Below are 22309 nucleotides of genomic sequence, written 5' to 3'. Positions count from 1 at the left end.
AGCGTTAGCTTATATAAGCTAACGCTTTTTTGTCTTACACAGATTTCTTTTCTCTTTTCAATGCGCCTTCTTCTTTAAATGCTTTCATTAATGAGAAGACCGTTAGCACCAGCACAATTGAGAATGGAAGTGCTGCTATAATCGCAGCTGTTTGGAGCGCATCCAAACCACCTGTCCAAAGCAGAATGATTGCTGTTAACGATTGAATTAAGCCCCACGTAAGCTTAATAGAGCCTGAAGGATTTAGATCACCATTTGTTGTCTGCATTCCTAAAACAAATGTAGCTGAGTCAGCTGATGTAATGAAGAATGTAGCAATTAAGCAAATAGCGACAATGGACATGAACGTACCAAATGGAAACTGTTCAAGTACATAGAATAAAGCAACTTCTGTTCCTTTATTGTTGATAACATCCATAACAGGAAGATCCTTAAAAAAGTCTAAGTAGACCCCAGAACCTCCGAATACGGAAAACCATAATCCACCAAATACGGTCGGAACAGCTAGTACACCAATTAAAAATTCTCGAATGGTTCTACCTCGTGAAATACGAGCAATGAACGTACCAACAAACGGTGCCCAAGCGATCCACCATGCCCAGTAGAAAATTGTCCAATCTTGAACCCAGGTACTGTTATCAAACGGGCTCAATCGAAAACTCATCGACGGCAAGTTTTGAATGTAGCTGCCAATTGTTGTAACGAATAAGTCCATAATAAAGTTGGTTGGACCTGCAAATAACAAGAATAGCATTAACAGAATAGCTAAAACAATATTAATGTTACTCAAATACTTAATACCTTTGTTTAAACCCGTCTGTGCTGACAGCATGAACAAGAACGTCACGATAATAATAACAATTAATTGAGTGGTGAAATTATTATCAATACTTGGCGACAAGTAAGAGGCTCACCGGTAATTTGAATAGCGCCCAGTCCTAGAGATGTTGCCACCCCAAAAACAGTTGCAAATACGGCGATGACGTTTATGATCGTTCCAAGAGGTCCATCAACACGTTTTCCTAATAGTGGACGTAAAATATTACTGATTATGAACGGGTAACCTTTTCTAAATTGAAAATATGCAAGGGCCAGTGCAAGAACGGAATAAATAGCCCAAGGATGTAAACCCCAGTGGAAAAACGAATAACGTAGAGCTGCGTGAGCTGATTCTGCTGTACCGCCTTCACCAGAAGGTGGAGTATGAAAATGATTGATTGGTTCTGAAACACCCCAGAATACAAGTCCAATCCCCATACCAGCACTAAATAACATGGCAAACCATGAGACATAACCATACTGAGGCTTTTCGTCAGGTTTACCTAGTTTAATGTTTCCGTACTTTGAAAAAATTAAGTACAGCGTAAAAACTAAGAATAATGTAGCTGCTAATAAGTAATACCAGCCAAATTTCTCGATGATAAAACTATGTATTGCCGATGTGACAGGTGTAAGCGCTGCGCTTCCTAGCACAGATTCCGGAATAACACCCCATACGATAAATACTGCAGCAATAATAACCGAAATGATAAAAACAGGAGTCAGTTTTTTCATCGATTATCACTCCTTTCCTATTCTATTTTACATAACATGTTTTCTCATATAACCTTTTTAGCTATACATGAAACCACATGGTTATACATTCTAGTAAAGTTTGTATGAAATATCTACCCTATTAGTAAGAAAAAACGGCAAGAACCCAAATTCTTATTTTTCGTAATTATTTTAAAGTGCTGAAATAGATGTGAAATTAGACATTGTTTTTTCATATAAATAGAGATGATGCTAAGCGTTCAGCTTTTTGAAAACAAATATAACATTTATGAGAAAAATATTTTTAATGTGACATACTAATTAGTTGTTGACATATTTAATGTGACATATTAATATAATATCAAGAGTTGTAAAACGCTTACAAAAAAAGACGGTTAAAGGGGAGTTTACAAAATGGGAACAATCGTATGTCAAACATGTAACTGCACAATTGATCATTTCGAAGATGAGAAAGTGACGCGATTATACTCAACATGTAAAAGCGGAGAATGTCAAAAAGCAGATGAAGATTTAGATTAATTCAATAAAAAAAGGTGCGGAAATTCGCACCTTTTTTTTATTGAATTGCTTTATGTTCTTTAATGACACGAAATGTTTTTAATTCAAAATCTTCCGGACCCTGCACTGGTAAACCTGCCTCTAAGTTTGTTTCAATGTAGGTTAAATTTTCCTCAGTGATGATTTCCCCGGGAATAAAAATAGGAATACCAGGAGGATAGACCATCACAAATTCCGCAATAATACGACCTGCCGACTCATGAAAAGGTACCACTTCTGTTTCAGCGTAAAAAGCATCGCGAGGTGTTAAAGCCAATACAGGAATATCAGGCAATAAAATAGCCGGTTTTGCCGTTGTCTCAGAAAGATTATGGAATTTTGCAGATAATTCACGCAGAGCTGTGACCAGACGTAACAGATCTTCTTCTGTATCTCCAGGCGTGATAATACATAGAATATTATAAAGGTCAGACATTTCAACTTCGATATTATGAGCTTCACGCATCCATTTTTCTACGTCATAGCCCGTAATTCCTAAATCTGAAACAGAAATAATTAATTTAGTAGGGTCTAAATCATACGTAGCTTTTGTCCCTAAAATTTCTCTGCCTATACATCGGATATGCTCAATTGTATTAATTTCTTTTCGTGCTTTTTCAGCAAGAGAAATTGCACGTTCAGCCAGCTCTTTTCCTTCTGTAGCTAAACGTTTTCGTGCAACATCTAAAGAAGCCAGCAGCAGATAAGATGTTGATGTTGTTGTGAGCATGCTTAAAATAGACTGTACACGTTTTGGAGAAATTAAGCCTTCGCGTATGTTTAGAATTGAACTTTGCGTCATAGAGCCCCCTAATTTATGCACGCTTGTTGCTGCCATATCTGCACCGGCCTGCATAGCAGACAGAGGCAAATCATCATGGAAGTGAATATGAACGCCGTGAGCTTCATCAACAAGTACAGGCACTTGATACGAGTGGGCAATTTCTACGATTTTACGAAGGTCTCCAGAAATTCCAAAATAAGTTGGATTGATAACAAGCACTGCTTTTGCTTCAGGGTGCTGCTTTAAGGCTTTTTCTACAGAGTCCGATGTAATACCGTGAGAAATGCCAAGATTTTCGTCAATTTCAGGGTGAATAAAAATAGGCGTAGCTCCTGAAAAAACAATCGCACTCATAACAGATTTATGCACGTTTCTAGGAACGATAATTTTATCTCCAGGACCACATGTCGCCATGACCATTGCCATAATTGCTCCGCTCGTTCCTTGAACAGAGAAAAAAGTATGGTCAGCACCAAATGCTTCTGCAGCTAAATCCTGCGCTTGTTTGATAATGCCTTTTGGCTGGTGAAGGTCATCAAGAGGACCGATATTAATTAAATCAATGGATAAAGCATCATCGCCAATAAATGAGCGGAATTCAGGATCCATTCCATTTCCTTTTTTATGTCCAGGGATATGGAATTGTGTTGGGTTTTTCTTAGCGTGATTAACCAATCCAGTAAATAATGGAGTTGAAAATTGAGAAGACAACTTTGCTATACACCTCTTTTATCATAAATTGTCAGTCCCTCTAAGCAAAGCTTAGAGGGACTTTGATTGTTTTTTATCAAATTACAGCATTCAATTTTATATACCAAAAACTAGTGGCTGTTGAATTCTACATATTAAAATATCAGATCTTTTTTCTATAAAAGAAATTCAACAGAAATTCTACTCGGCAGTTTTCTTGATTTTAACCATTATATAAATGAATGAAACGTGTATGTTTACTACTGTTTGATAATATAAATACAATTTTTAGTTAAAAAAATACAAGTAATTGTAAACTGCTTATTACTTATTATTTTATAGTTCTTTATGTTTTGAAAATCCCCATAAAACAAAAGAATTATAGCACTTATTAACCCATTTGCAAAGATATTTTAAAGAGAAAATAAAAAGAAAAAAAAGGAGAAATTCTTTTGTGTGAAAAGAGAATAAATTTTGTGTACATTATAGATTGTGATAGAGTTAAGAATATAGATATACATAGATTGAAGAAATAAATGGAGTGATGAGAAGTGGAATATCAATACCCTATCTCCCTTGATTGGAGTACAGAAGAAATTATTGATGTAGTGAAGTTTTTTGAAAGCATTGAACGAGCTTATGAAAAAGGTATTGAGCGTGATCACCTAATGGCAGTCTATCGCCGATTTAAAGAAATTGTGCCAAGTAAAGCAGAAGAAAAAACAATCTGTAACGATTTTGAAGATCAAAGCAAATATTCTTCTTATCGAACGATTCAAAAAGCAAAGGCTGCTTCTTCTGGAGACATCATAAAAATGTAAAAAATGGAGCCAAGCTTGGCTCCATTTTTTTTATATCAATTCGTTAAAATTATGCATATGCTTTTTTAGTTAGTTCATATAATGGAGTTACCGTATGAAATGTTTGTTCAATACGAGCTATCCATTCTTCGCCGTTCATTGCAATCGCTTCTTCTTTTGGAATTGTAATGCCGCATAGGATCTCAGCTTTTTTAACCGTCTCTAGACGTTCAAACAAACTCTCTAAGTCTTCAGAAGATAAGTCGCCCATTTTGTCACTATCAGGTTTTGTATGATCTTTCGACCAAACAAACGAGGCTGGGATATTTTGACGAATCTCCTCAATGTTTTGTTTTAGCAGCTTTCCAAATTGTTCTTTAATAGGTGATTCGTAAATGACGGCGAACCACACAAAGACATGTGTTTCCCAAAGGCCAATTTGAAAATGAGGGAGCTTTTTATACCCGCGTTTACTGTTAGCAAAGGCTACCCACGTATCTGCTGGCGGGTTAACTGTTCTTCGTGCATGTTTGGCAATGTGTACGAACATTTCATCTCCACAAAGTGAAGAAAGAGTAGGAGCAAAATGATTGCTCAATTGTTCGAATTTTGGGCGTATCGTTGTCTTGATGGCTTCCATACGTGCATCAAGTCCCTCGATACGGAATACGTTAAAGTCATCTTGTGAAAATCCTGAGAATGCCATGTGAAACCTCCGTTTTTTAGTGAATATGTATAGCTGCTGTGCATCTATGCAAGTAAGTATGATTTACGCGAAGATTCTACCACATGAAAAGCATAAACACCAATTAATTCGCATATGCTTGTCAAAACGTGTCTATCATTTTTTTATAGGTAATCACACAATTTAGTTACATGAGATTAGGTTTCGACATAGACTATATCAATCAAAATATCTGAAAATTTAGTTTTCTATAAGCAGGTTCAATAATTTGAGAGGGGTGTTTGAAACATGAAACAAGTGGTGAATATGTATAAGAAGAATGATGGACAAAAAAGATTAGGTGTAATTCGTTTGGAGTTAGATTACGAGTTAGCAACGTTATATGAAGCCATGATGGAGAATAATGAGGAACAAAAACAAAAATGTAAGCGAAAGCTCGAGAAACTTCGTGAAGAAATGATATCTCTTCAGTAGCAGATACGGGAATAAAATAGAACAAATAAGGGTAAACTGTAAAAAAGGATTAAACTGAATGAGCAGATTCATAAGTGGTAACAGAGCACGTGGGAGAAGAAGCGGCAGTTCTTCTCCCACGTGCTCTGTTAATTGACATCTTGCAGAGGTTTTTTTAAGCTTAAATAAGAGACGTATTTTTGAGGGGGAATTGAGATGACGCAACGCTGGAAAGAAATTGATACATACGTTAAAGAGTGGCTAAAAGAAGCTGGACAAAAAATTCAACAGTCGTTTAGTAAAGAACTTCTCATTCAAACGAAATCGAATCCAAATGATTTAGTAACAAATATGGATAAAGAAATTGAACAGTTTTTTATCTCAAAAATCAATGAAACCTTTCCGGAACATCATATTCTCGGAGAAGAAGGATATGGAGAAGAGCTTGAATCAGACGAAGGAACGATTTGGATTATCGATCCAATCGACGGTACGATGAACTTTGTTCATCAGCAGCGAAATTTTGCTATTTCCATCGGTATATTTGAAGATGGTGTAGGACAAGCAGGTTATATTTACGATGTTATTCATAATGAGCTGTATCATGCTTTAAAAGGACAGGGCGCGTTTATGAATAACATCCAATTGCCGAAACTTGAACCTGTACCAGTTGAACAAGCTATTATTAGCCTAAATGCAACATGGGTGACGGAGAACCGCCGTATTGATCCTTCCGTATTAAGTCCGCTTGTGCGTAAAGTAAGAGGGACCCGTTCATATGGATCCGCAGCTATTGAGCTTGCTTACGTAGCGGCTGGACGCTTGGATGGATACATTACTTTACGCTTGGCTCCATGGGACTTTGCTGCCGGTAAAGTATTGATTGAAGAAGTTGGAGGAGTTATGACGGATTTAGAAGGAAAGCCGTTAGAGATTCTTGAAAAAAGCAGTGTATTTGTAAGCAAACCAACATTACATGACGAAATCTTTCGTACGTACCTTGAAGGAAAGTGGAATAAATAAAATAGAAGTGAAGACTTACGTGTAGTCAAAGAATTTTGTGATGAAAAAACGTCATGAACCATTTTGATGTTGCAAATGGCCATGACGCTTTCAATCATCGCAAAAAAATTACAGCTGCCCTTTTTCTCGCATTTTTTTCTTAGTCGTAAAGCCAAGGCCCATTACAACAATTAAAGCTGCGATAGCTAAAATGACCCCGAGAGCGCTTCCTTCTCCGATAAATATGCCGATTGACATAATTGCCGCAGTTGCGATAAATGCATATAAAACAAATACCCACTTAATGTTTCTCATGTTGATTCCTCCCATTTATAACGGATATTTATAGTGTACAACAAAATCATTCTGCAATTCTAGAGTTAGTGTGATATAATAGCTTAGTTATTACAAGCATAGGAGTGAAATGCGTGAACATTCGTAAAGATTTACGTAATATTGCCATTATTGCCCATGTAGACCATGGGAAAACAACGTTAGTAGATAAATTATTACATCAGTCCGGAACATTCCGTACTAATGAGCATGTTGAAGAACGTGCGATGGATTCAAATGACCTTGAGCGTGAGCGTGGAATTACAATTTTAGCGAAAAACACAGCTATTAATTATAAAGATACGCGTATCAACATTATGGATACGCCAGGACATGCTGACTTCGGTGGAGAAGTTGAGCGTATTATGAAAATGGTAGACGGTGTTCTACTTGTAGTAGATGCATATGAAGGATGTATGCCTCAAACTCGCTTTGTATTGAAAAAGGCATTAGAGCAAAACTTAACGCCGATTGTTGTTGTTAACAAAATTGACCGTGACTTTGCTCGTCCAACTGAAGTAGTTGATGAAGTAATCGACTTATTTATTGAACTAGGTGCAAGCGAGGAACAAATTGAGTTCCCTGTTGTTTATGCTTCAGCAATCAACGGAACGGCTAGCACGAACCCTGAAAAGCAAGATGAGAACATGTCATCTCTATTTGACTCAATCATCGAGCACATTCCAGCACCAGTAGACAACAGCGACGAACCACTTCAATTCCAAGTGGCAATGCTTGACTACAATGACTATCTTGGTCGTATCGGTGTAGGTCGCGTATTCCGCGGAACAATGAAAGTAGGCCAGCAAGTTGCATTAATGAAGCTTGACGGTACGGTAAAACAATTCCGTGTAACAAAATTATTCGGTTTCCTAGGCTTAAAGCGTGTTGAAATCGAAGAAGCAAAAGCAGGAGACCTGATCGCTGTATCAGGAATGGAAGACATCAACGTAGGTGAAACCGTATGTCCGTTTGACCACCAAGATGCACTGCCAATTTTACGTATTGATGAACCTACTTTACAAATGACGTTCTTAGTAAACAATTCACCGTTTGCTGGTCGTGAAGGTAAATTTGTTACATCTCGTAAAATTGAAGAGCGCTTAATGTCTGAACTTGAGACGGATGTAAGTTTACGCGTGGAAAATACTGATTCACCGGATGTATGGGTTGTTTCAGGACGTGGAGAACTTCATTTATCTATTTTAATTGAAAATATGCGTCGTGAAGGATATGAGATTCAAGTATCAAAACCTGAAGTAATCGTTCGTGAAATTGATGGCGTTCGCTGTGAGCCAGTTGAACGTGTGCAAATCGACGTGCCTGAAGAACATACGGGTTCTATTATGGAATCAATGGGTGCTCGTAAAGGTGAAATGGTTGATATGATTAACAACGGCAGCGGTCAAGTTCGTCTGATCTTTATGGTTCCTGCACGTGGTTTAATCGGTTATACAACTGAGTTCTTATCGTTAACTCGTGGATTCGGTATCATTAACCATTCATTTGATAGCTACCAGCCAATGCAGCAAGGTCAAGTTGGAGGTCGCCGTCAAGGTGTGCTTGTTTCTATGGAAAGCGGTAAATCATCTACTTATGGAATCCAAGGCGTAGAAGACCGCGGCACAATTTTCGTTGAGCCAGGTACAGAAGTATACGAAGGTATGATCGTAGGAGAACACACTCGTGAAAATGATATCGTTGTTAACATCTGTAAAATGAAGCAAATGACGAATATGCGTTCTGCTAATAAAGATCAAACAACAGGTATGAAAAAACCTCGTATTATGTCTTTAGAGCAATCACTTGAATATTTAAACGAAGATGAATATTGTGAAATCACACCAGAATCTATTCGTCTACGTAAAAAAATTCTTGATAAAAATGAACGTGAAAAAGCAGCGAAAAAGAAAAAATACGCTGACACGAAATAATAAAAAAAGTAAGTCGTTAGCTCTATCTGCTAGCGGCTTGTTTTTTATCTATTATATCAGAATTTTCTATTTTTTGAAAGCGTTTTATAAATAAGGAATTTGGAAAGGAAAAAGGTGGCTTATATCGAATAATGTAAAGTAAGGAATAGGGGGAAGAAGTATGGATGTAAAAGAACACCTTTCATTTTTTGCTGCTCTGTATCAAGTAGATGAACATGCAAAAATAGGAATGTGGCTGTTATACTTTACCATTTTAGGGCTATCTGTTCTCGTGTACAAACTCGGGTTTGCAAAGAAGCTGCCGCTTTTAAAATCTGTGGTTATTTATCTATTTTTAGCTTTTGGATGTACGATCTTAACGTTTTTAGGCATTTTTTTACCTGTAGCTGAAGGGCTTGTGGTTGCAGCGCTTGTATTAATTATTTATAAAATACGGCTGTATCAGGCTAAAAAGCAAAACTCCACGTTGGGTTCATAAAAGACTACATAAAAAGACGCTTGTAGCTACAAGCGTCTTTTTAGTATGATATAGCCGAAGACAAGAGCGGCTGCGAAAATTAAATGGCCAGCTGTCCAATAAAAAATCGCTACTGCATCATCCACCGCAGGCGTAGGCTTGAGCGCAAGCAGCGTCAACGGAAAATACAAAGGAATGGTTGGAAGTGTTAATAAAAAGGAACACAATACGATTTTTCGAATAGACATATTATTTAATTTACCTACTATGTAAACAAAAACGATCCCAATTGCAACGGCAATGAGTAAATGAAAAACAAACTCTACCCATTCAGGCCATTGAATAGGGCCAATGATAGGAATAAAATCAACATTTAATAAAAGGGTATAAACTTGTTTGCCGGTTAGCCATTCTATCCATTTTAAACATAACCCAAGGATAATCCCGCTTAACATGCCAATACTTATTCCTAATCGGAGCACCTTACCAATCCTCCTCTGTCTTTTTCGACTCATATAGTTTAAAGTTACCAGTAGCTATGCGTTCTTTTGTTCGTTTTTCAATCCGTTCAGAACATTCATTGCACATATATGTATGGATAGGACGGTTGCGCAGTCGTTTTGCCACAAGCGTTTCATCCTCAATTGTTTCAATTTTATCGCACATGACACATTGTACTCTCATTTCTATCACCTCAACTTCTCTATACATCATTCTAGCCGAAAATTCTTGTTTTATAAAGTTTTTTTGCGGTGCTATCTCTCAGTAGAAAAGGAACGATAGGAAAACATTCCTAAAGAAGCAGGTAATTTTGCTTGTTAGCTCGAAGATAGTAACTAGTAAGTACATAAACAGTAGGAGGGATGAAAATGGCCAACGAAGTCGAGACTCAATTAGTAGATGCATTATACGATGAGCTACAGACAGAGAGATTTGCAACCATTTCAACTATTGATTTTGAAACAAACGGTCCAAATGTTAGTGCCATTTCGTGGTTAGTAGCTCCGACTAAACAAAAAATTCGATTTGCCGTAGATGTCAAATCGAGGATTGTAGAAAACATTAAACATACGAATAAAGCAGTGGTAAATATTCTTGCTAATGAATCATGCTACTCAATCAGCGGAATAGCTGAGGTAGCGCAAGAAAAGTTAGAAGGAGTAGCTTTAAAGCTGGCGCTAATTGAACTAGATATTAATGAAGTAAGAGATGTCATGTTCTATGGTTCTAAGATTTCAGTAAACCCTTCATATGAAAAGACCTATGATCCAGTAGCAGCTGCTAAACTCGATAAGCAAGTAATTGAAGCGATAAAAAAAGCTTAGCAGCAGCCTGCCGCTAAGCGACTTTCTTATTCATTTTTTTGAAGATGATTATTAGATTGTTTTTCCTGCTCATTCTTTAAATTTTGCTCTTGTTTATTATTTAATTTTTGATTGTTTGTATCTGTTGAGCTAGGATTTCGGCGAATTTCTTCTGCAAATTCAGGCATCACTCGGTTTACAATGGCTGCTAATTCATCTAAAAATCCTGTAACCGGCCGACCTTTGCGAATTTCATTTCCAATTTGTTTTAGCCGAGCGACCGTATCAGGATCTGCAATAACAACAGAATTAGCGCCGTACGGATCAGCTTTCAGACCTTCGGCAACTGTATATTTGATTGAACTTACCTCTGAACGATCAATATCTTTGCCGACGTCAATGCCTACGATTGCATACTTACCAAGCACAATGGCAGTAGCATCATTTACATTCGGAACGCTTGAAGCCAGTTCAACTAAATGAGCTGATATTTCATTAGCAGTACGCTTGTGAGAGCGTTCAGGAGATGAATTTTTGACCTGTACAATTCGATCTGTTTTTTGTCCTTCTTCAACGTCTGCTTGGTTATTGTTACAGCCGGTTAGTGTAATAAAACATAAGCTAATGGATAGAAAAAATTTGTTCATGTGGGAGACTCCTCCTTATGAATGACTCATTTTTTGTAGTAATTTGTATTTAGTTTCTAATAGTTCTTCTATCTTTATACACGTGTTCATATATTTAAAGAAAATGGTCCGTCCATTTAAGGTCACTTCACACATGTGCGTTACATAGTATATAAATGGATGGGTGCCTTGTTTCACTCCTTACAGGAAAAACAATCGGAGTAGGAGGCTGAATTATTGGGAAAAATTTATGTATTAGATACGAATGTTTTATTACAAGATCCGCATTCAATTTTTTCATTTGATGATAACGAAGTAGTGATTCCGGCCGTTGTGCTAGAAGAAGTTGATTCGAAAAAAAGAAATATGGATGAAGTCGGACGAAATGCAAGGCAGGTATCCAAACTCATTGATAACTTGAGACAACATGGAAAGTTATATGAGAAAATCCCTTTAGAAAATGGGGGCCATTTGCGAATTGAACTCAATCATCGCTCTTTTCAACAGCTTCAAGAAATCTTTGTGGAAAAAACAAATGATAATCGAATTTTAGCGGTTGCTAAAAATCTATCTCTTGAAGAGGAAACAAAAGAAGATGGACGTGAAGTGATACTAGTGAGTAAAGATGTGTTGGTACGTGTGAAGGCTGACGCAATCGGCTTAAGAGCAGAAGATTTTTTAAGTGATAGAGTAGTGGAATTCAATAGTATTTATACAGGCTTTACGGAAGTCTATATTGCAAAAGAACTGCTGAGTCAATTTTACGAAAAAGGAGAGCTGCTAACGTCTCAAATTGCGAACCACTCCTTTTTTGCAAATCAATTCTTAGTGATGAAAGATGCATTTGGGGGATCCGGATCAGCCATCGGCATTGTCGATCAGACAACAACGAAAGTAAAAAAGCTTTTATTTGAATATGATCATATCTGGGGAATCAAACCTCGAAATGTTCAGCAAATTATGGCTTTAGAACTTCTTCTTAGAGACGACGTTCAACTGGTCACGTTAATTGGAAAGGCAGGTACGGGTAAAACGCTGCTTGCTTTAGCTTCAGGACTTATGCAGACGGAAGATCTAGGATGTTTTAAAAAGCTACTTGTAGCTCGTCCAATTGTTCCTTTAGGGAAAGATATTGGATTCTTGCCAGGAGAAAAGCAGGAGAAGCTTCGTCCATGGATGCAACCAATTTATGATAACCTAGAGTACTTATTCAACACTAAAAAGCCTGGAGAACTGGATGCGATTCTAGCGGGGCTCAGTTCAATAGAAGTGGAAGCCTTGACGTATATAAGAGGCCGAAGCATTCCGGAACAGTTCATTATTATTGATGAAGCGCAAAATTTAACGAAGCATGAAATTAAAACAATTTTAACAAGGGTAGGGGAAAAGAGTAAAATTGTCCTTATGGGAGATCCGGCTCAAATTGATCATCCTTATTTAGATGAGTATAACAACGGATTAACGTACGTAGTTGAAAAGTTTAAAGAGCAAAAAGTATCGGGCCACGTTCGGTTAATCAAAGGAGAGCGCTCCGGGCTAGCACAATTAGCAGCTGATATTCTTTAAAAGAAGCGGGGTTCCTTTTGGAACCCCGCTTCTTTTATTATGTAACGATGATTTCTTCCACATATTTAATAGGGTTATTTCGGTTAGATCCGTCAGGTAAATAGACATAGATAGGCCCATCTTCTCTAAGAGGCTTTCCATCTTGGCTGAAACCAAAGATTAGTTTTTGAGCTTCTTCTAATGAAAAAGAAATCAGCGCGTCTTTTGTTTTAAATGAAACGTTGGCAGCTTCTTCAGTAGGTGAAGCGTTTGCTAGAAAAGGTGCAAATAAAATACCAAATGTTCCATTTACTAGCTCCTGTTTTTTGAATTTCTTTTCGGTTTTTAACGTAGGAGGAAAGACGGCTCCCTCTTGAATTTCACGGTCCCAATGCTTCGAAACAGCCTTTGTGTACGCTTCTGTCTCGTCTTTTTGCTCCGGTGGATGTTCAAAGAAAACGTCCATATCGAGCTTGCGGTCATCGAAAATCCACACGCTTGGGTCGAGTGTCAGCGTATATTTTACTTTTCCTTTTAACATAATAATTGAATTCATCATAAATGCCCCCTTGCTAAAAGTATAAGCGCTTTCTACTTATTTGTCACTTTGATGAAAAAATTTAGTTGAGAGTGATTCTCGTATGATATAATGTAAAGGTCAACGAAAGTGCGAAATTTCCTACATCTATGGTAACGGTTTTGAGAAAGTAACAGTATAAAAAAGACGGCCAGCCTCACGGACATGTTTATCCTTGCTTTTTTGGAGCATAGCCTTTAAAATTGAGAGATAGATTAGGTAATCGCTCGCGAACGGAGGGATTGAGTTTGACGCCTGAGACAATGATAGATCATCGTGAAAAAGCGTATGCGTTGTTAAAAGCTGATGCAGATAAGATTTTGCAATTAATTCAAGTTCAAATGGATAACTTAACAATGCCACAATGTCCTCTTTATGAAGAGGTTTTAGATACACAAATGTTTGGTTTATCAAGAGAAATTGATTTTGCAGTTCGTCTTGGTTTAATTGATGAACGTGTTGGAAAAACATTGCTAGACCGCCTCGAGCGTGAACTTTCTGCACTGCATGAAGCGTTTACAAAAAAATAAAAATCACGCGATCGAAACTCAAACTATATACAAACGTAGTTTGAGTTTTTTATTACAGGTGGTTGAAATTTCCTAATTTACTTAAATTTGTACATAAAAGATGAAACGAAACAGAAACACGTCATTTTTAAAGGAAGAGGGTTATGGTAAAAAAAATATTTAGGCATTTTGACTATTCAATTGTAATTCCAGTGCTGCTTCTTTGTGCGGTTGGACTAGTTATGGTTTACAGTTCAAGTATGATTGTAAGTATTACAAGATATCATACGTCAAGTGATTTCTTTTACAACAGACAAAAAATGTGGCTTGCTTTTACGCTTGTATTGTTCATTTTAACAATGCTAACACCTTACAAGCTGTATCCTAAAATACTGCCTTATGCGATTCTGGGCATTTTTGTACTGCTTTTGCTTGTGTTTGTAATGGGGCATACGAGTAACAATGCGCAAAGTTGGCTGCAGCTTGGCGGGGCAAACATGCAGCCGGCTGAGTATGCCAAGCTTGTTGTCATTTTATACTTATCGTATGTTTTGTCTAAAAGGCAAGAGTATATTGACAACATCAAAAAAGCTTTTTTTGGACCTATGGGTCTTGTATTTCTAATATTAGGCTTTGTAGCGATTCAGCCTGACCTTGGAACGGGATCAATTATTTTTGCTATTGCCGTTACCATTATGCTATGTTCGGGAATCTCTAAAAAAACCTTTTTCCGCATGCTAGCACTAGGTATCATTTTACTTACGGTAATTATTACGATTGGTTTTTTTACAGGGCAGTTTACTACCAATCGAATTGGCCGTTTTACCGGTGCATCAGATCCGTTTGCCAATGCTCAAGGAACCGGTTATCAGCTGGTTAATTCATATTTAGCAATAGGTACAGGAGGCTTAAAAGGCCTTGGTTTAGGAGAAAGTGTACAAAAGTATGGTTATCTTCCGGAGCCCCATACCGATTTCATTATGGCTATTATTGCAGAAGAATTAGGGTTCTTTGGAGTTATGCTCGTGCTGGGCCTTTTAGGCTTCTTAATTTTCAGGATTTTAATGTTGGCTAAAAAATCTCAGGATCCGTTTGCTAGCATGATTTGTATTGGAGTAGCCAGTATGATAGGTATTCAGACAGGCATTAACCTTGGAGGGCTTACGGGACTCATTCCGATTACCGGCGTCACGCTTCCGTTTATCAGTTACGGAGGGTCTTCGCTGCTAACGCTGATGGTATCTATGGGAATTATTGTAAATATTTCGTTTTTCGTAAATTATCAAAATAAAAAACAGAAAAATACGGAAAATATTGTGCTACATCCGAACAATACACCAACAACAAGCGATTGATTTTCGTGAAAAAAATGTGTAAAAAAAGCAAAAATTTATTGGAATTTTATCATTTTCCATTGATTTTTGCTTTTCTTTTATCTAATTTTGCTATATATTGAAGTTTATACGAAATTGAGAGGAGATTAGCAACATGAGTTTTGTAACTAAAAAAATCAAAAAAGTATTAGTAGCAAACCGAGGAGAAATTGCAATTCGTGTATTTCGAGCATGTACTGAACTGAATATTCGGACTGTTGCGATTTATTCTAAGGAAGACGCAGGCTCTTATCACCGTTACAAAGCGGATGAAGCCTATTTAGTAGGAGCGGAGAAAAAACCGATTGATGCTTATTTAGATATAGAAGGCATCATCGACATTGCTAAGTCTCATGATGTAGATGCTATTCACCCTGGCTATGGTTTTTTGTCAGAAAATATCCAATTTGCGAAACGTTGCGAAGAAGAAGGCATTATTTTTATTGGCCCAAAATCCAAGCATCTTGATATGTTTGGCGATAAAGTAAAAGCACGTCATCAGGCTATTCAAGCAGATATTCCCGTTATTCCTGGTACGGATGGTCCTATTGATTCAATTGACGAAGCAAAAGAATTTGCTAATCAGCATGGATATCCTCTAATGATCAAAGCGGCTTTAGGCGGAGGCGGTCGAGGCATGCGTATCGTTCGCGATGCAGACAGCCTGAATGAATCTTATGACCGTGCCAAATCAGAAGCAAAAGCGGCTTTTGGTAATGATGAAGTGTATGTCGAGAAATTAGTTGAAAATCCAAAACATATTGAAGTGCAAATTTTAGGTGATGAACAAGGAAATGTTGTGCATCTTTATGAACGCGACTGTTCTGTGCAGCGTCGTCACCAAAAAGTAGTAGAAGTAGCACCAAGTGTTTCTATAGATGAAGGCTTACGTCTCCGCATTTGTGAAGCAGCTGTGCAGCTGATGGAAAAAGTGCAGTACATAAATGCTGGTACAGTAGAATTTTTAGTATCAGGAAACGATTTTTATTTTATTGAAGTAAATCCACGTGTTCAAGTAGAGCACACAATTACTGAAATGATTACAGGTATTGATATCGTTCAATCGCAAATTTTAATTGCAGACGGTTACGCGCTTCACAGCAAGGAAGTGTCCATTCCTGCACAAGATCAAATTCACGTACATGGATATGCGATTCAATCTCGTGTAACGACAGAAGATCCGTTAAACAATTTTATGCCGGATACGGGTAAGATTATGGCTTATCGTTCTGGTGGCGGTTTTGGCGTACGTTTAGATACGGGAAACAGCTTCCAAGGTGCTGTAATTACGCCTTATTATGATTCACTGTTAGTAAAAGTAACAACATGGGCATTAACATTCGATCAAGCCGCATCAAAAATGGTACGGAACTTAAAAGAATTTCGTATTCGTGGAATTAAAACAAATATTCCGTTTCTTGAAAATGTAGTGAAGCATGATAAGTTCTTAACAGGTGCTTATGATACATCATTTATTGACACAACGCCTGAACTTTTTGTTTTCCCGAAGCGAAAAGACCGCGGAACTAAAATGCTTACATACATTGGGAATGTTACGGTAAACGGATTCCCAGGTGTATCGGAAAAGAAAAAGCCGATCTTTACGAAACCGCGCGTTCCTAGTGTGGATATAAGCAAACCAATTCAAAACGGAACAAAGCAGATTTTAGATGAAAAAGGTGCAGAAGGTTTAGTAAATTGGGTGAAAGAACGCAAGGAAGTGCTATTAACGGATACAACCTTCCGTGATGGCCATCAGTCTCTTTTAGCAACGCGTATCCGTACAAACGACTTAAAACAAGTAGCTAACCCAACTGCACGCTTGCTTCCAGATTTATTTTCTATGGAAATGTGGGGGGGAGCAACGTTTGATGTCGCTTATCGATTCTTAAAAGAAGATCCGTGGGATCGCTTGCTTACTTTACGTCAACAAGCGCCAAACGTTCTTTTCCAAATGCTTCTTCGCGCGTCAAATGCGGTTGGATATAAAAACTATCCTGATAATGTAATTAAAGAATTTGTTGAAAAATCAGCTTATGCAGGTATTGATGTTTTCCGTATCTTTGACAGCTTAAACTGGGTGCAAGGAATGACTCTTGCAATTGACTCCGTTCGTCAAACAGGAAAGATTGCAGAAGCAGCGATGTGTTATACAGGTGATATTTTAGATCCGACGCGCCGTAAGTATGATTTGGATTACTACAAGAACTTAGCAAAAGAGCTTGAGCAGTCTGGAGCACATATCCTGGGCATTAAAGATATGGCGGGTCTTTTAAAACCACAGGCAGCTTATGATTTAGTATCGGCTCTAAAAGAAACGGTTGATATTCCAATCCACCTTCATACGCATGATACAAGCGGAAACGGTGTATACACGTATGCAAAAGCAATTGAAGCAGGTGTAGACATTGTAGACGTAGCCGTAAGCTCAATGGCAGGCTTAACGTCTCAGCCAAGTGCTAACTCTCTTTATTACGCATTAGAAGGTGCGGACCGCAGACCAAATCTGGATATTAAAAATCTAGAACAGCTTTCTTACTATTGGGAAGACGTGCGAAAATATTACCAAGACTTCGAAAGCGGCATGAACGCTCCTCATACGGAAGTGTACGAGCATGAAATGCCAGGCGGTCAATATAGCAACTTACAGCAACAAGCAAAAGCAGTTGGTTTAGGAAACCGCTGGGATGAAGTAAAAGATATGTATTCACGCGTGAATTTGTTATTTGGTGATATTGTAAAAGTTACGCCATCATCAAAAGTAGTTGGAGATATGGCATTGTTTATGGTTCAAAACAACTTGACAGAAGAAACGCTGTTTGAGCGCGGTGAAACGCTTGACTTCCCGGATTCAGTTATTGAATTGTTTGAAGGGTATTTAGGGCAGCCTCACGGGGGATTCCCTAAAGAGCTTCAGCGCATCATTCTAAAAGGCAGAAAACCTATTACAGTTCGTCCTGGAGAATTGTTAGAAGATGTGGACTTCGATGCAGTGAAAGAAAAGCTGTTTAAAGACTTAAATCGTCAAGTAACGAGTTTTGATGCCATTGCTTATGCGCTGTATCCAAAAGTATTTATGGATTACCACAAAGCAGTCGAACAATACGGGGACATTTCTGTTCTTGATACACCGACTTTCCTATACGGCATGCGTTTAGGAGAAGAGGTTGAAATTGAGATTGAAAAAGGAAAAACCTTAATTGTCCGCCTTGTATCCATTGGAGAACCGCAGGCAGACGGTACGCGAGCGGTATACTTTGAATTGAACGGTCAGCCTCGTGAAGTCGTGATTAAAGACGAAAGTGTCAAAACAACCGTTACGGCAAAACAAAAAGCCGACCAAGGAAATCCGGCCCACATCGGCGCTTCAATGCCTGGAACCGTTATTCGAGTAGTAGTAGAAAAAGGCGATAAAGTCTCAAAAGGTGATCACTTAATGATCACAGAAGCAATGAAAATGGAAACAACCGTGCAAGCACCATTTGACGGCGTGATTAAACAAGTACACGTGTCGAGTGGAGATGGCATCCAGCCGGGAGATCTGTTAATTGAATTAGAAAGCTAATTAAAAAAGGTACGAGCTCTGAGCTCGTACCTTTTTTGATCAATTATGTGTATGACGCGTTGCAAGTAAGGTTAAGTAGCTTAATACACCGAATAGGAAAGAGATAATTAAAGAATGAGCAAGCGCGAGCTCTAGCTGCAAACGTGTGACAACAACAAGCATACCGGAAACCGCCTGAAAAATAACTAGAATGAGAGCAGTTAACCATCCGTAAAAAATATTTTTTTGATGGCGATAATATTTAACTGCATGGATAAAGGCAGCTAAAATCCATACAAACGTTAAAACAGCAGCGAATCGATGTCCCATTTGAATCCACTGATTCAAATCAACAGGTAGCCAACCGTTTCCGTTTGAACAAAATGGAACGTCTGGACAAGCCAAGCTAGCTTCTTTATGGCGAACAAGCGCGCCCGTGTACACAACAGCATATGTGTACAAGATAACCCCGTAAATGTGTTTTTTCATTTTAGAGCCTAGCTGTATATTAGTTGCGTCGAGCTTTTGATCCACTTCAAAGATAATAAGTGTTAACAGCAGCACAGAAGCAAACGAAATAAGGGAAATACCAAAATGAAGAGCAAGCACTGCATCTGATTGCCCCCACATAACGGCAGCAGCCCCAATTAATGCTTGCAGTACTAGGAAGAAAAAAGAGATAAATGCTAAAGGTCTAACTTCTTTTATATGTCCTAGTGAAATCCATGCCCATACGCATAAAGCGAGCACAAGAAAGCCCGACACGCCAGAAACTAAACGGTGGCTTAGTTCAACAACGGTTTCAAATGTTAAAGGGTCAGGAATGAGCTGTCCATTACACAGAGGCCAAGAATCTCCGCACCCGTCTGCTGAACCAGTTTTCGTGACAAGGGCACCGCCAAGTAGAATAAGTAACATGGCCATGCTCGTTACAACGGATAAAAATTTTAATCCAAGTCGCACAATAATCACCATCCTAAAAGCAAAGTAAGTAATATAACGAGTTAAACAATTTATCCTAATCTTTTTGTATATTAAACATAAATTTCATTTATTCTCCATAAACTTGATTGAATTTGTTATAATGGTAGAAAGTGTAAGGTTTATTCATGAGTTTGACTCTGCAGATATGTAAAAGTTACCGTACAGAAAACTATTTTACTTGCACAAATATCTTTTAACAAGTGACAGGGACATGCATTTAGCTCATGTCAAAAAAAATCCATATTTTTTTCATGAATTCTTCACAAAGTAGCGGCAAAATATGGTTTAATAAACATGAGAAATAGATATTTCTCTACTATTTTATCGTTTACATGTGAAGCTTTTAAGTAGCTTTGGTGAGAGGAATATGACTTCTTTGTGAACAAAGAGGAGATTTTTGTAAAAATATGTTGAAAACGCCTTCATTTATAGACTCTTTATTTACTAGATAAAAGTCTGTGGATGAGTAAAGGAGGACGCGCCATGGAAGATTCAAAAATGGTGGAAGATTCAACGCTTTCTGCATCGCCTAACACAGCTCATGTAAGCGAAAATAGCTCCATTTGGTCAGATTTTTTAGCTACGATTAAAATTGGAATAGTCAATTCAAATTTCATCACCACCTTTACTGGTTTTTGGCTAGCTCTTTTCTTCAACGAACAACACTTCTTAGAAAACCTGGATAAAGCATTTTTTACTTTAATAGGTTCTTCACTTATCATCGCCGGTTCATGCAGTTTGAACAATTACATAGATCGTGACATTGACCCTCTAATGGAACGAACAAAGGGACGACCTACAGTGACAGGAAGTTTTACACCTTTGACGGTCCTTGGGATTGGAATCGGTTTTACGTTAACCGGCTTGCTTATGCTACTAGTTGTTTCTTCCGTAGCCGCTCTCATTGGATTAGCAGGAATACTTACATATGTAGTTCTTTACACCATGTGGTCCAAAAGACTATACACAATTAATACAGTAATCGGAAGTATATCAGGCGCTGTCCCGCCTTTAATTGGATGGGCCGCTATCGATCCCAATTTACATGTAGTGGCTTGGGTGTTATTTTTAATCATGTTTATTTGGCAGCCGCCTCATTTTCTAGCTCTTGCTATGCGAAGATGTGAAGAATACCGGGCAGCGGGAATCCCTATGTTGCCTGTTGTACACGGTTTTGAGCTTACAAAACGACAGATTCTCATTTGGATTGCTTGTTTGTTGCCATTACCTCTTTATTTATACGAATTAGGCACTCCATTTCTAATTTTGGCCACTGTTTTAAACATAGGATGGCTATTTTTAGGATTTGCTCAATACAATAAACAAGAAGACACAAAGTGGGCTAGCATGATGTTTGTCTACTCACTAAACTATTTAACTATTTTATTTGTCTCAATGATTGTCGCAACGCTTTTTGCCTAGATAAAATCTTTCACTGAATGCGACACTGCACAAGGGGGATTTCTTCTACATGTAGAATTCATTATAGAAGGAATAAGTTTTATGCTCAAGAGAGCATAGATGAAATCACGTCAATGAAAGAGAGGTTGGGGAATGGTATGAAAAAATGGCGATTGAACTTTCGTGTTTTGTCGTTATTTACGCTGCTTGCATTCGTGTTATCGGCCTGTGGAAAACCGTTTTTGTCAACACTTAAGCCTGCAGGTGAGGTAGCTGAAGAACAATATTCGCTTATGCTGCTTAGTACAGCCATCATGGTTTTAGTTATTATTGTTGTCACCATTATCTTTATATTTGTTATTCTGCGCTTTCGTCGTCGCAAAGGCGAAGAAAATGTGATTCCAAAGCAAGTAGAGGGGAGCAGAAAGTTAGAAATTATATGGACAGTGATTCCTATCTTGCTGCTGATTATTTTGACTGTTCCAACGGTCATCTCAACATTTAAGCTAGCGGATGTAAAAGGAATGAAGGACAAAGATGCTGTCGTAGTAAATGTGCGCGCTAACTTGTACTGGTGGGAATTTGAGTATCCTAATCAAAAAATTATTACATCGCAAGATCTAGTTGTGCCAACGGATAAAAAAGTCTACTTTAACATTAAAGCTTCTGACGTCAAGCACTCATTCTGGATTCCTTCAGTTGGAGGAAAGCTCGATGCTAACACAGAAAATGATAATAAATTCTGGCTAGTGTTTGATTCTAAAAAATCGAAGGAAGCTAACGGGGTATTCTACGGAAAATGTGCTGAGCTTTGCGGTCCATCTCATTCTCTTATGGACTTTAAAGTACGGGCTGTATCAAGCGGTGAATTTGATACGTGGGCAAAAGATTTGAAAAAGGCAAAGCCTGATGTAGAAACAGCATCCGCAAAAGCTGGTCAAGAGGTCTTTAATGAAAGCTGTATCGGATGTCATGCTGTTGACGTCAAAGACAATCGTCCAGAGCAAGCTCGTCAAGCACCAAACTTAGCCGGTTTTTCTGAACGTGAGCGTGTAGCTGGGGTGCTTCCTCACAACAAGGAAAATATCAAAAAATGGTTAAAAGACCCTGAAAAAGTTAAGCCGGGTAATAAGATGAGTGGTACATATCCTGACTTAACAGATGAACAAGTGAATGAGCTAGCAGACTATTTAATGAGTTTAAAAGAAAAATAAACG

At 38.0% G+C, this 22309-nt stretch carries 21 protein-coding genes and 1 pseudogene; 13 read left to right on the top strand and 9 right to left on the bottom strand.

Translation table 11 applies throughout. The features are described 5' to 3' along the window. Positions 1 to 34 precede the first annotated feature (34 nt). A pseudogene (locus ACFX4N_RS08010) lies at positions 35 to 1554 on the bottom strand (glycine betaine uptake BCCT transporter). 393 nt (positions 1555 to 1947) lie between these two features. Between ACFX4N_RS08010 and ACFX4N_RS08005 the strand changes: the two are divergent. Further along, positions 1948 to 2073: a GapA-binding peptide SR1P gene (locus ACFX4N_RS08005; protein ID WP_013056059.1), complete on the top strand. Its 126-nt coding sequence runs from the start codon at positions 1948 to 1950 to the stop codon at positions 2071 to 2073. Between the two features lie 37 nt (positions 2074 to 2110). Here the strand turns inward: ACFX4N_RS08005 and ACFX4N_RS08000 are convergent, their stop codons facing one another. Next, complete coding sequence (locus tag ACFX4N_RS08000) at positions 2111 to 3586, bottom strand: aminotransferase class I/II-fold pyridoxal phosphate-dependent enzyme (RefSeq protein ID WP_013056060.1); 1476 nt, start codon at positions 3584 to 3586, stop codon at positions 2111 to 2113. A 530-nt stretch (positions 3587 to 4116) separates the two neighbouring features. On the opposite strand from ACFX4N_RS08000, the gene ACFX4N_RS07995 reads away from it, so the two are divergent. Further along, positions 4117 to 4386, top strand: a complete 270-nt coding sequence (locus ACFX4N_RS07995; protein WP_013056061.1) for a UPF0223 family protein — start codon at positions 4117 to 4119, stop codon at positions 4384 to 4386. 49 nt (positions 4387 to 4435) lie between these two features. Here the strand turns inward: ACFX4N_RS07995 and ACFX4N_RS07990 are convergent, their stop codons facing one another. Continuing rightward, on the bottom strand, positions 4436 to 5071 hold the full coding sequence (locus ACFX4N_RS07990) for a YktB family protein (RefSeq protein WP_013056062.1): 636 nt from the start codon (positions 5069 to 5071) through the stop codon (positions 4436 to 4438). 267 nt (positions 5072 to 5338) lie between these two features. Here ACFX4N_RS07990 and ACFX4N_RS07985 point away from each other — a divergent pair, with 267 nt between their 5' ends. Then, positions 5339 to 5524 (top strand): hypothetical protein, encoded by a 186-nt coding sequence (locus ACFX4N_RS07985; protein ID WP_013056063.1) that lies wholly within the window; start codon positions 5339 to 5341, stop codon positions 5522 to 5524. A 195-nt stretch (positions 5525 to 5719) separates the two neighbouring features. Continuing rightward, positions 5720 to 6526, top strand: coding sequence for an inositol monophosphatase family protein (locus ACFX4N_RS07980; RefSeq protein ID WP_013056064.1), 807 nt, complete (start codon positions 5720 to 5722; stop codon positions 6524 to 6526). A gap of 108 nt (positions 6527 to 6634) precedes the next feature. On the opposite strand, the gene ACFX4N_RS07975 is transcribed toward ACFX4N_RS07980, so the two are convergent. Next, positions 6635 to 6820: a YlaF family protein gene (locus ACFX4N_RS07975; RefSeq protein ID WP_016763441.1), complete on the bottom strand. Its 186-nt coding sequence runs from the start codon at positions 6818 to 6820 to the stop codon at positions 6635 to 6637. A gap of 113 nt (positions 6821 to 6933) precedes the next feature. On the opposite strand from ACFX4N_RS07975, the gene typA reads away from it, so the two are divergent. Beyond that, positions 6934 to 8772, top strand: a complete 1839-nt coding sequence (gene typA, locus ACFX4N_RS07970) for a translational GTPase TypA (protein WP_013056066.1) — start codon at positions 6934 to 6936, stop codon at positions 8770 to 8772. Positions 8773 to 8932: 160 nt separating this feature from the next. After that, the gene (locus ACFX4N_RS07965; RefSeq protein WP_013056067.1) at positions 8933 to 9250 is read left to right on the top strand and encodes a YlaH-like family protein; all 318 of its coding nucleotides are present in this window, start codon (positions 8933 to 8935) and stop codon (positions 9248 to 9250) included. A 26-nt stretch (positions 9251 to 9276) separates the two neighbouring features. On the opposite strand, the gene ACFX4N_RS07960 is transcribed toward ACFX4N_RS07965, so the two are convergent. Continuing rightward, on the bottom strand, positions 9277 to 9711 hold the full coding sequence (locus tag ACFX4N_RS07960; protein WP_013056068.1) for a hypothetical protein: 435 nt from the start codon (positions 9709 to 9711) through the stop codon (positions 9277 to 9279). A 1-nt stretch (position 9712) separates the two neighbouring features. After that, entirely contained in the window at positions 9713 to 9913 is a 201-nt protein-coding gene (locus ACFX4N_RS07955) for a YlaI family protein (protein ID WP_013056069.1), read from the bottom strand. Positions 9914 to 10098: 185 nt separating this feature from the next. Between ACFX4N_RS07955 and ACFX4N_RS07950 the strand changes: the two genes are divergently transcribed. After that, entirely contained in the window at positions 10099 to 10554 is a 456-nt protein-coding gene (locus ACFX4N_RS07950; protein ID WP_013056070.1) for a pyridoxamine 5'-phosphate oxidase family protein, read from the top strand. Positions 10555 to 10580: 26 nt separating this feature from the next. Here the strand turns inward: ACFX4N_RS07950 and ACFX4N_RS07945 are convergent, their stop codons facing one another. Then, on the bottom strand, positions 10581 to 11180 hold the full coding sequence (locus tag ACFX4N_RS07945; RefSeq protein ID WP_013056071.1) for a YhcN/YlaJ family sporulation lipoprotein: 600 nt from the start codon (positions 11178 to 11180) through the stop codon (positions 10581 to 10583). Positions 11181 to 11396: 216 nt separating this feature from the next. Between ACFX4N_RS07945 and ACFX4N_RS07940 the strand changes: the two genes are divergently transcribed. Further along, positions 11397 to 12725 (top strand): PhoH family protein, encoded by a 1329-nt coding sequence (locus tag ACFX4N_RS07940; protein ID WP_057274568.1) that lies wholly within the window; start codon positions 11397 to 11399, stop codon positions 12723 to 12725. A gap of 37 nt (positions 12726 to 12762) precedes the next feature. On the opposite strand, the gene ACFX4N_RS07935 is transcribed toward ACFX4N_RS07940, so the two are convergent. Next, positions 12763 to 13263 carry a hypothetical protein gene (locus ACFX4N_RS07935; RefSeq protein WP_082611900.1) on the bottom strand — a complete coding sequence of 167 codons (501 nt, stop codon included), beginning with the start codon at positions 13261 to 13263 and terminating at the stop codon, positions 12763 to 12765. Between the two features lie 281 nt (positions 13264 to 13544). Here ACFX4N_RS07935 and ACFX4N_RS07930 point away from each other — a divergent pair, with 281 nt between their 5' ends. The 3 genes from ACFX4N_RS07930 (at position 13545) to pyc (ending at position 18728) form a co-directional block, all read left to right on the top strand. Further along, positions 13545 to 13811: an Fpa/YlaN family protein gene (locus tag ACFX4N_RS07930; protein WP_370506486.1), complete on the top strand. Its 267-nt coding sequence runs from the start codon at positions 13545 to 13547 to the stop codon at positions 13809 to 13811. Positions 13812 to 13954: 143 nt separating this feature from the next. Further along, positions 13955 to 15145, top strand: a complete 1191-nt coding sequence (locus tag ACFX4N_RS07925; protein ID WP_029325117.1) for an FtsW/RodA/SpoVE family cell cycle protein — start codon at positions 13955 to 13957, stop codon at positions 15143 to 15145. Between the two features lie 133 nt (positions 15146 to 15278). After that, entirely contained in the window at positions 15279 to 18728 is a 3450-nt protein-coding gene (gene pyc, locus ACFX4N_RS07920) for a pyruvate carboxylase (protein ID WP_013056076.1), read from the top strand. A 39-nt stretch (positions 18729 to 18767) separates the two neighbouring features. Here the strand turns inward: pyc and ACFX4N_RS07915 are convergent, their stop codons facing one another. Beyond that, the gene (locus ACFX4N_RS07915; RefSeq protein WP_013056077.1) at positions 18768 to 19670 is read right to left on the bottom strand and encodes a COX15/CtaA family protein; all 903 of its coding nucleotides are present in this window, start codon (positions 19668 to 19670) and stop codon (positions 18768 to 18770) included. Between the two features lie 504 nt (positions 19671 to 20174). Here ACFX4N_RS07915 and cyoE point away from each other — a divergent pair. Beyond that, positions 20175 to 21113 (top strand): heme o synthase, encoded by a 939-nt coding sequence (gene cyoE / locus ACFX4N_RS07910; protein WP_057274571.1) that lies wholly within the window; start codon positions 20175 to 20177, stop codon positions 21111 to 21113. A gap of 137 nt (positions 21114 to 21250) precedes the next feature. Next, positions 21251 to 22306: a cytochrome c oxidase subunit II gene (gene coxB, locus ACFX4N_RS07905; protein WP_013056079.1), complete on the top strand. Its 1056-nt coding sequence runs from the start codon at positions 21251 to 21253 to the stop codon at positions 22304 to 22306. Positions 22307 to 22309 lie beyond the last annotated feature (3 nt).

This window comes from Priestia sp. YIM B13551 (assembly GCF_042787905.1).
In the GTDB taxonomy this organism is placed as follows: Bacteria; Bacillota; Bacilli; order Bacillales; family Bacillaceae_H; genus Priestia.
The sequence above is the reverse complement of the archived record's forward strand: the minus strand, read 5'-3'. Positions and strand labels throughout refer to the sequence as shown.

Coding starts and splice junctions, on each gene's coding strand:
- ACFX4N_RS08005 (WP_013056059.1), top strand. CDS start 1,948: ATGGGAACAATCGTATGTCAAACATGTAACTGCACAATTGATCATTTC.
- ACFX4N_RS07990 (WP_013056062.1), bottom strand. CDS start 5,071: ATGGCATTCTCAGGATTTTCACAAGATGACTTTAACGTATTCCGTATC.
- ACFX4N_RS07985 (WP_013056063.1), top strand. CDS start 5,339: ATGAAACAAGTGGTGAATATGTATAAGAAGAATGATGGACAAAAAAGA.
- ACFX4N_RS07980 (WP_013056064.1), top strand. CDS start 5,720: ATGACGCAACGCTGGAAAGAAATTGATACATACGTTAAAGAGTGGCTA.
- ACFX4N_RS07975 (WP_016763441.1), bottom strand. CDS start 6,820: ATGAGAAACATTAAGTGGGTATTTGTTTTATATGCATTTATCGCAACT.
- ACFX4N_RS07965 (WP_013056067.1), top strand. CDS start 8,933: ATGGATGTAAAAGAACACCTTTCATTTTTTGCTGCTCTGTATCAAGTA.
- ACFX4N_RS07955 (WP_013056069.1), bottom strand. CDS start 9,913: ATGAGAGTACAATGTGTCATGTGCGATAAAATTGAAACAATTGAGGAT.
- ACFX4N_RS07950 (WP_013056070.1), top strand. CDS start 10,099: ATGGCCAACGAAGTCGAGACTCAATTAGTAGATGCATTATACGATGAG.
- ACFX4N_RS07945 (WP_013056071.1), bottom strand. CDS start 11,180: ATGAACAAATTTTTTCTATCCATTAGCTTATGTTTTATTACACTAACC.
- ACFX4N_RS07935 (WP_082611900.1), bottom strand. CDS start 13,263: ATGATGAATTCAATTATTATGTTAAAAGGAAAAGTAAAATATACGCTG.
- ACFX4N_RS07930 (WP_370506486.1), top strand. CDS start 13,545: ATGATAGATCATCGTGAAAAAGCGTATGCGTTGTTAAAAGCTGATGCA.
- ACFX4N_RS07925 (WP_029325117.1), top strand. CDS start 13,955: ATGGTAAAAAAAATATTTAGGCATTTTGACTATTCAATTGTAATTCCA.
- pyc (WP_013056076.1), top strand. CDS start 15,279: ATGAGTTTTGTAACTAAAAAAATCAAAAAAGTATTAGTAGCAAACCGA.
- cyoE (WP_057274571.1), top strand. CDS start 20,175: ATGGAAGATTCAAAAATGGTGGAAGATTCAACGCTTTCTGCATCGCCT.
- coxB (WP_013056079.1), top strand. CDS start 21,251: ATGAAAAAATGGCGATTGAACTTTCGTGTTTTGTCGTTATTTACGCTG.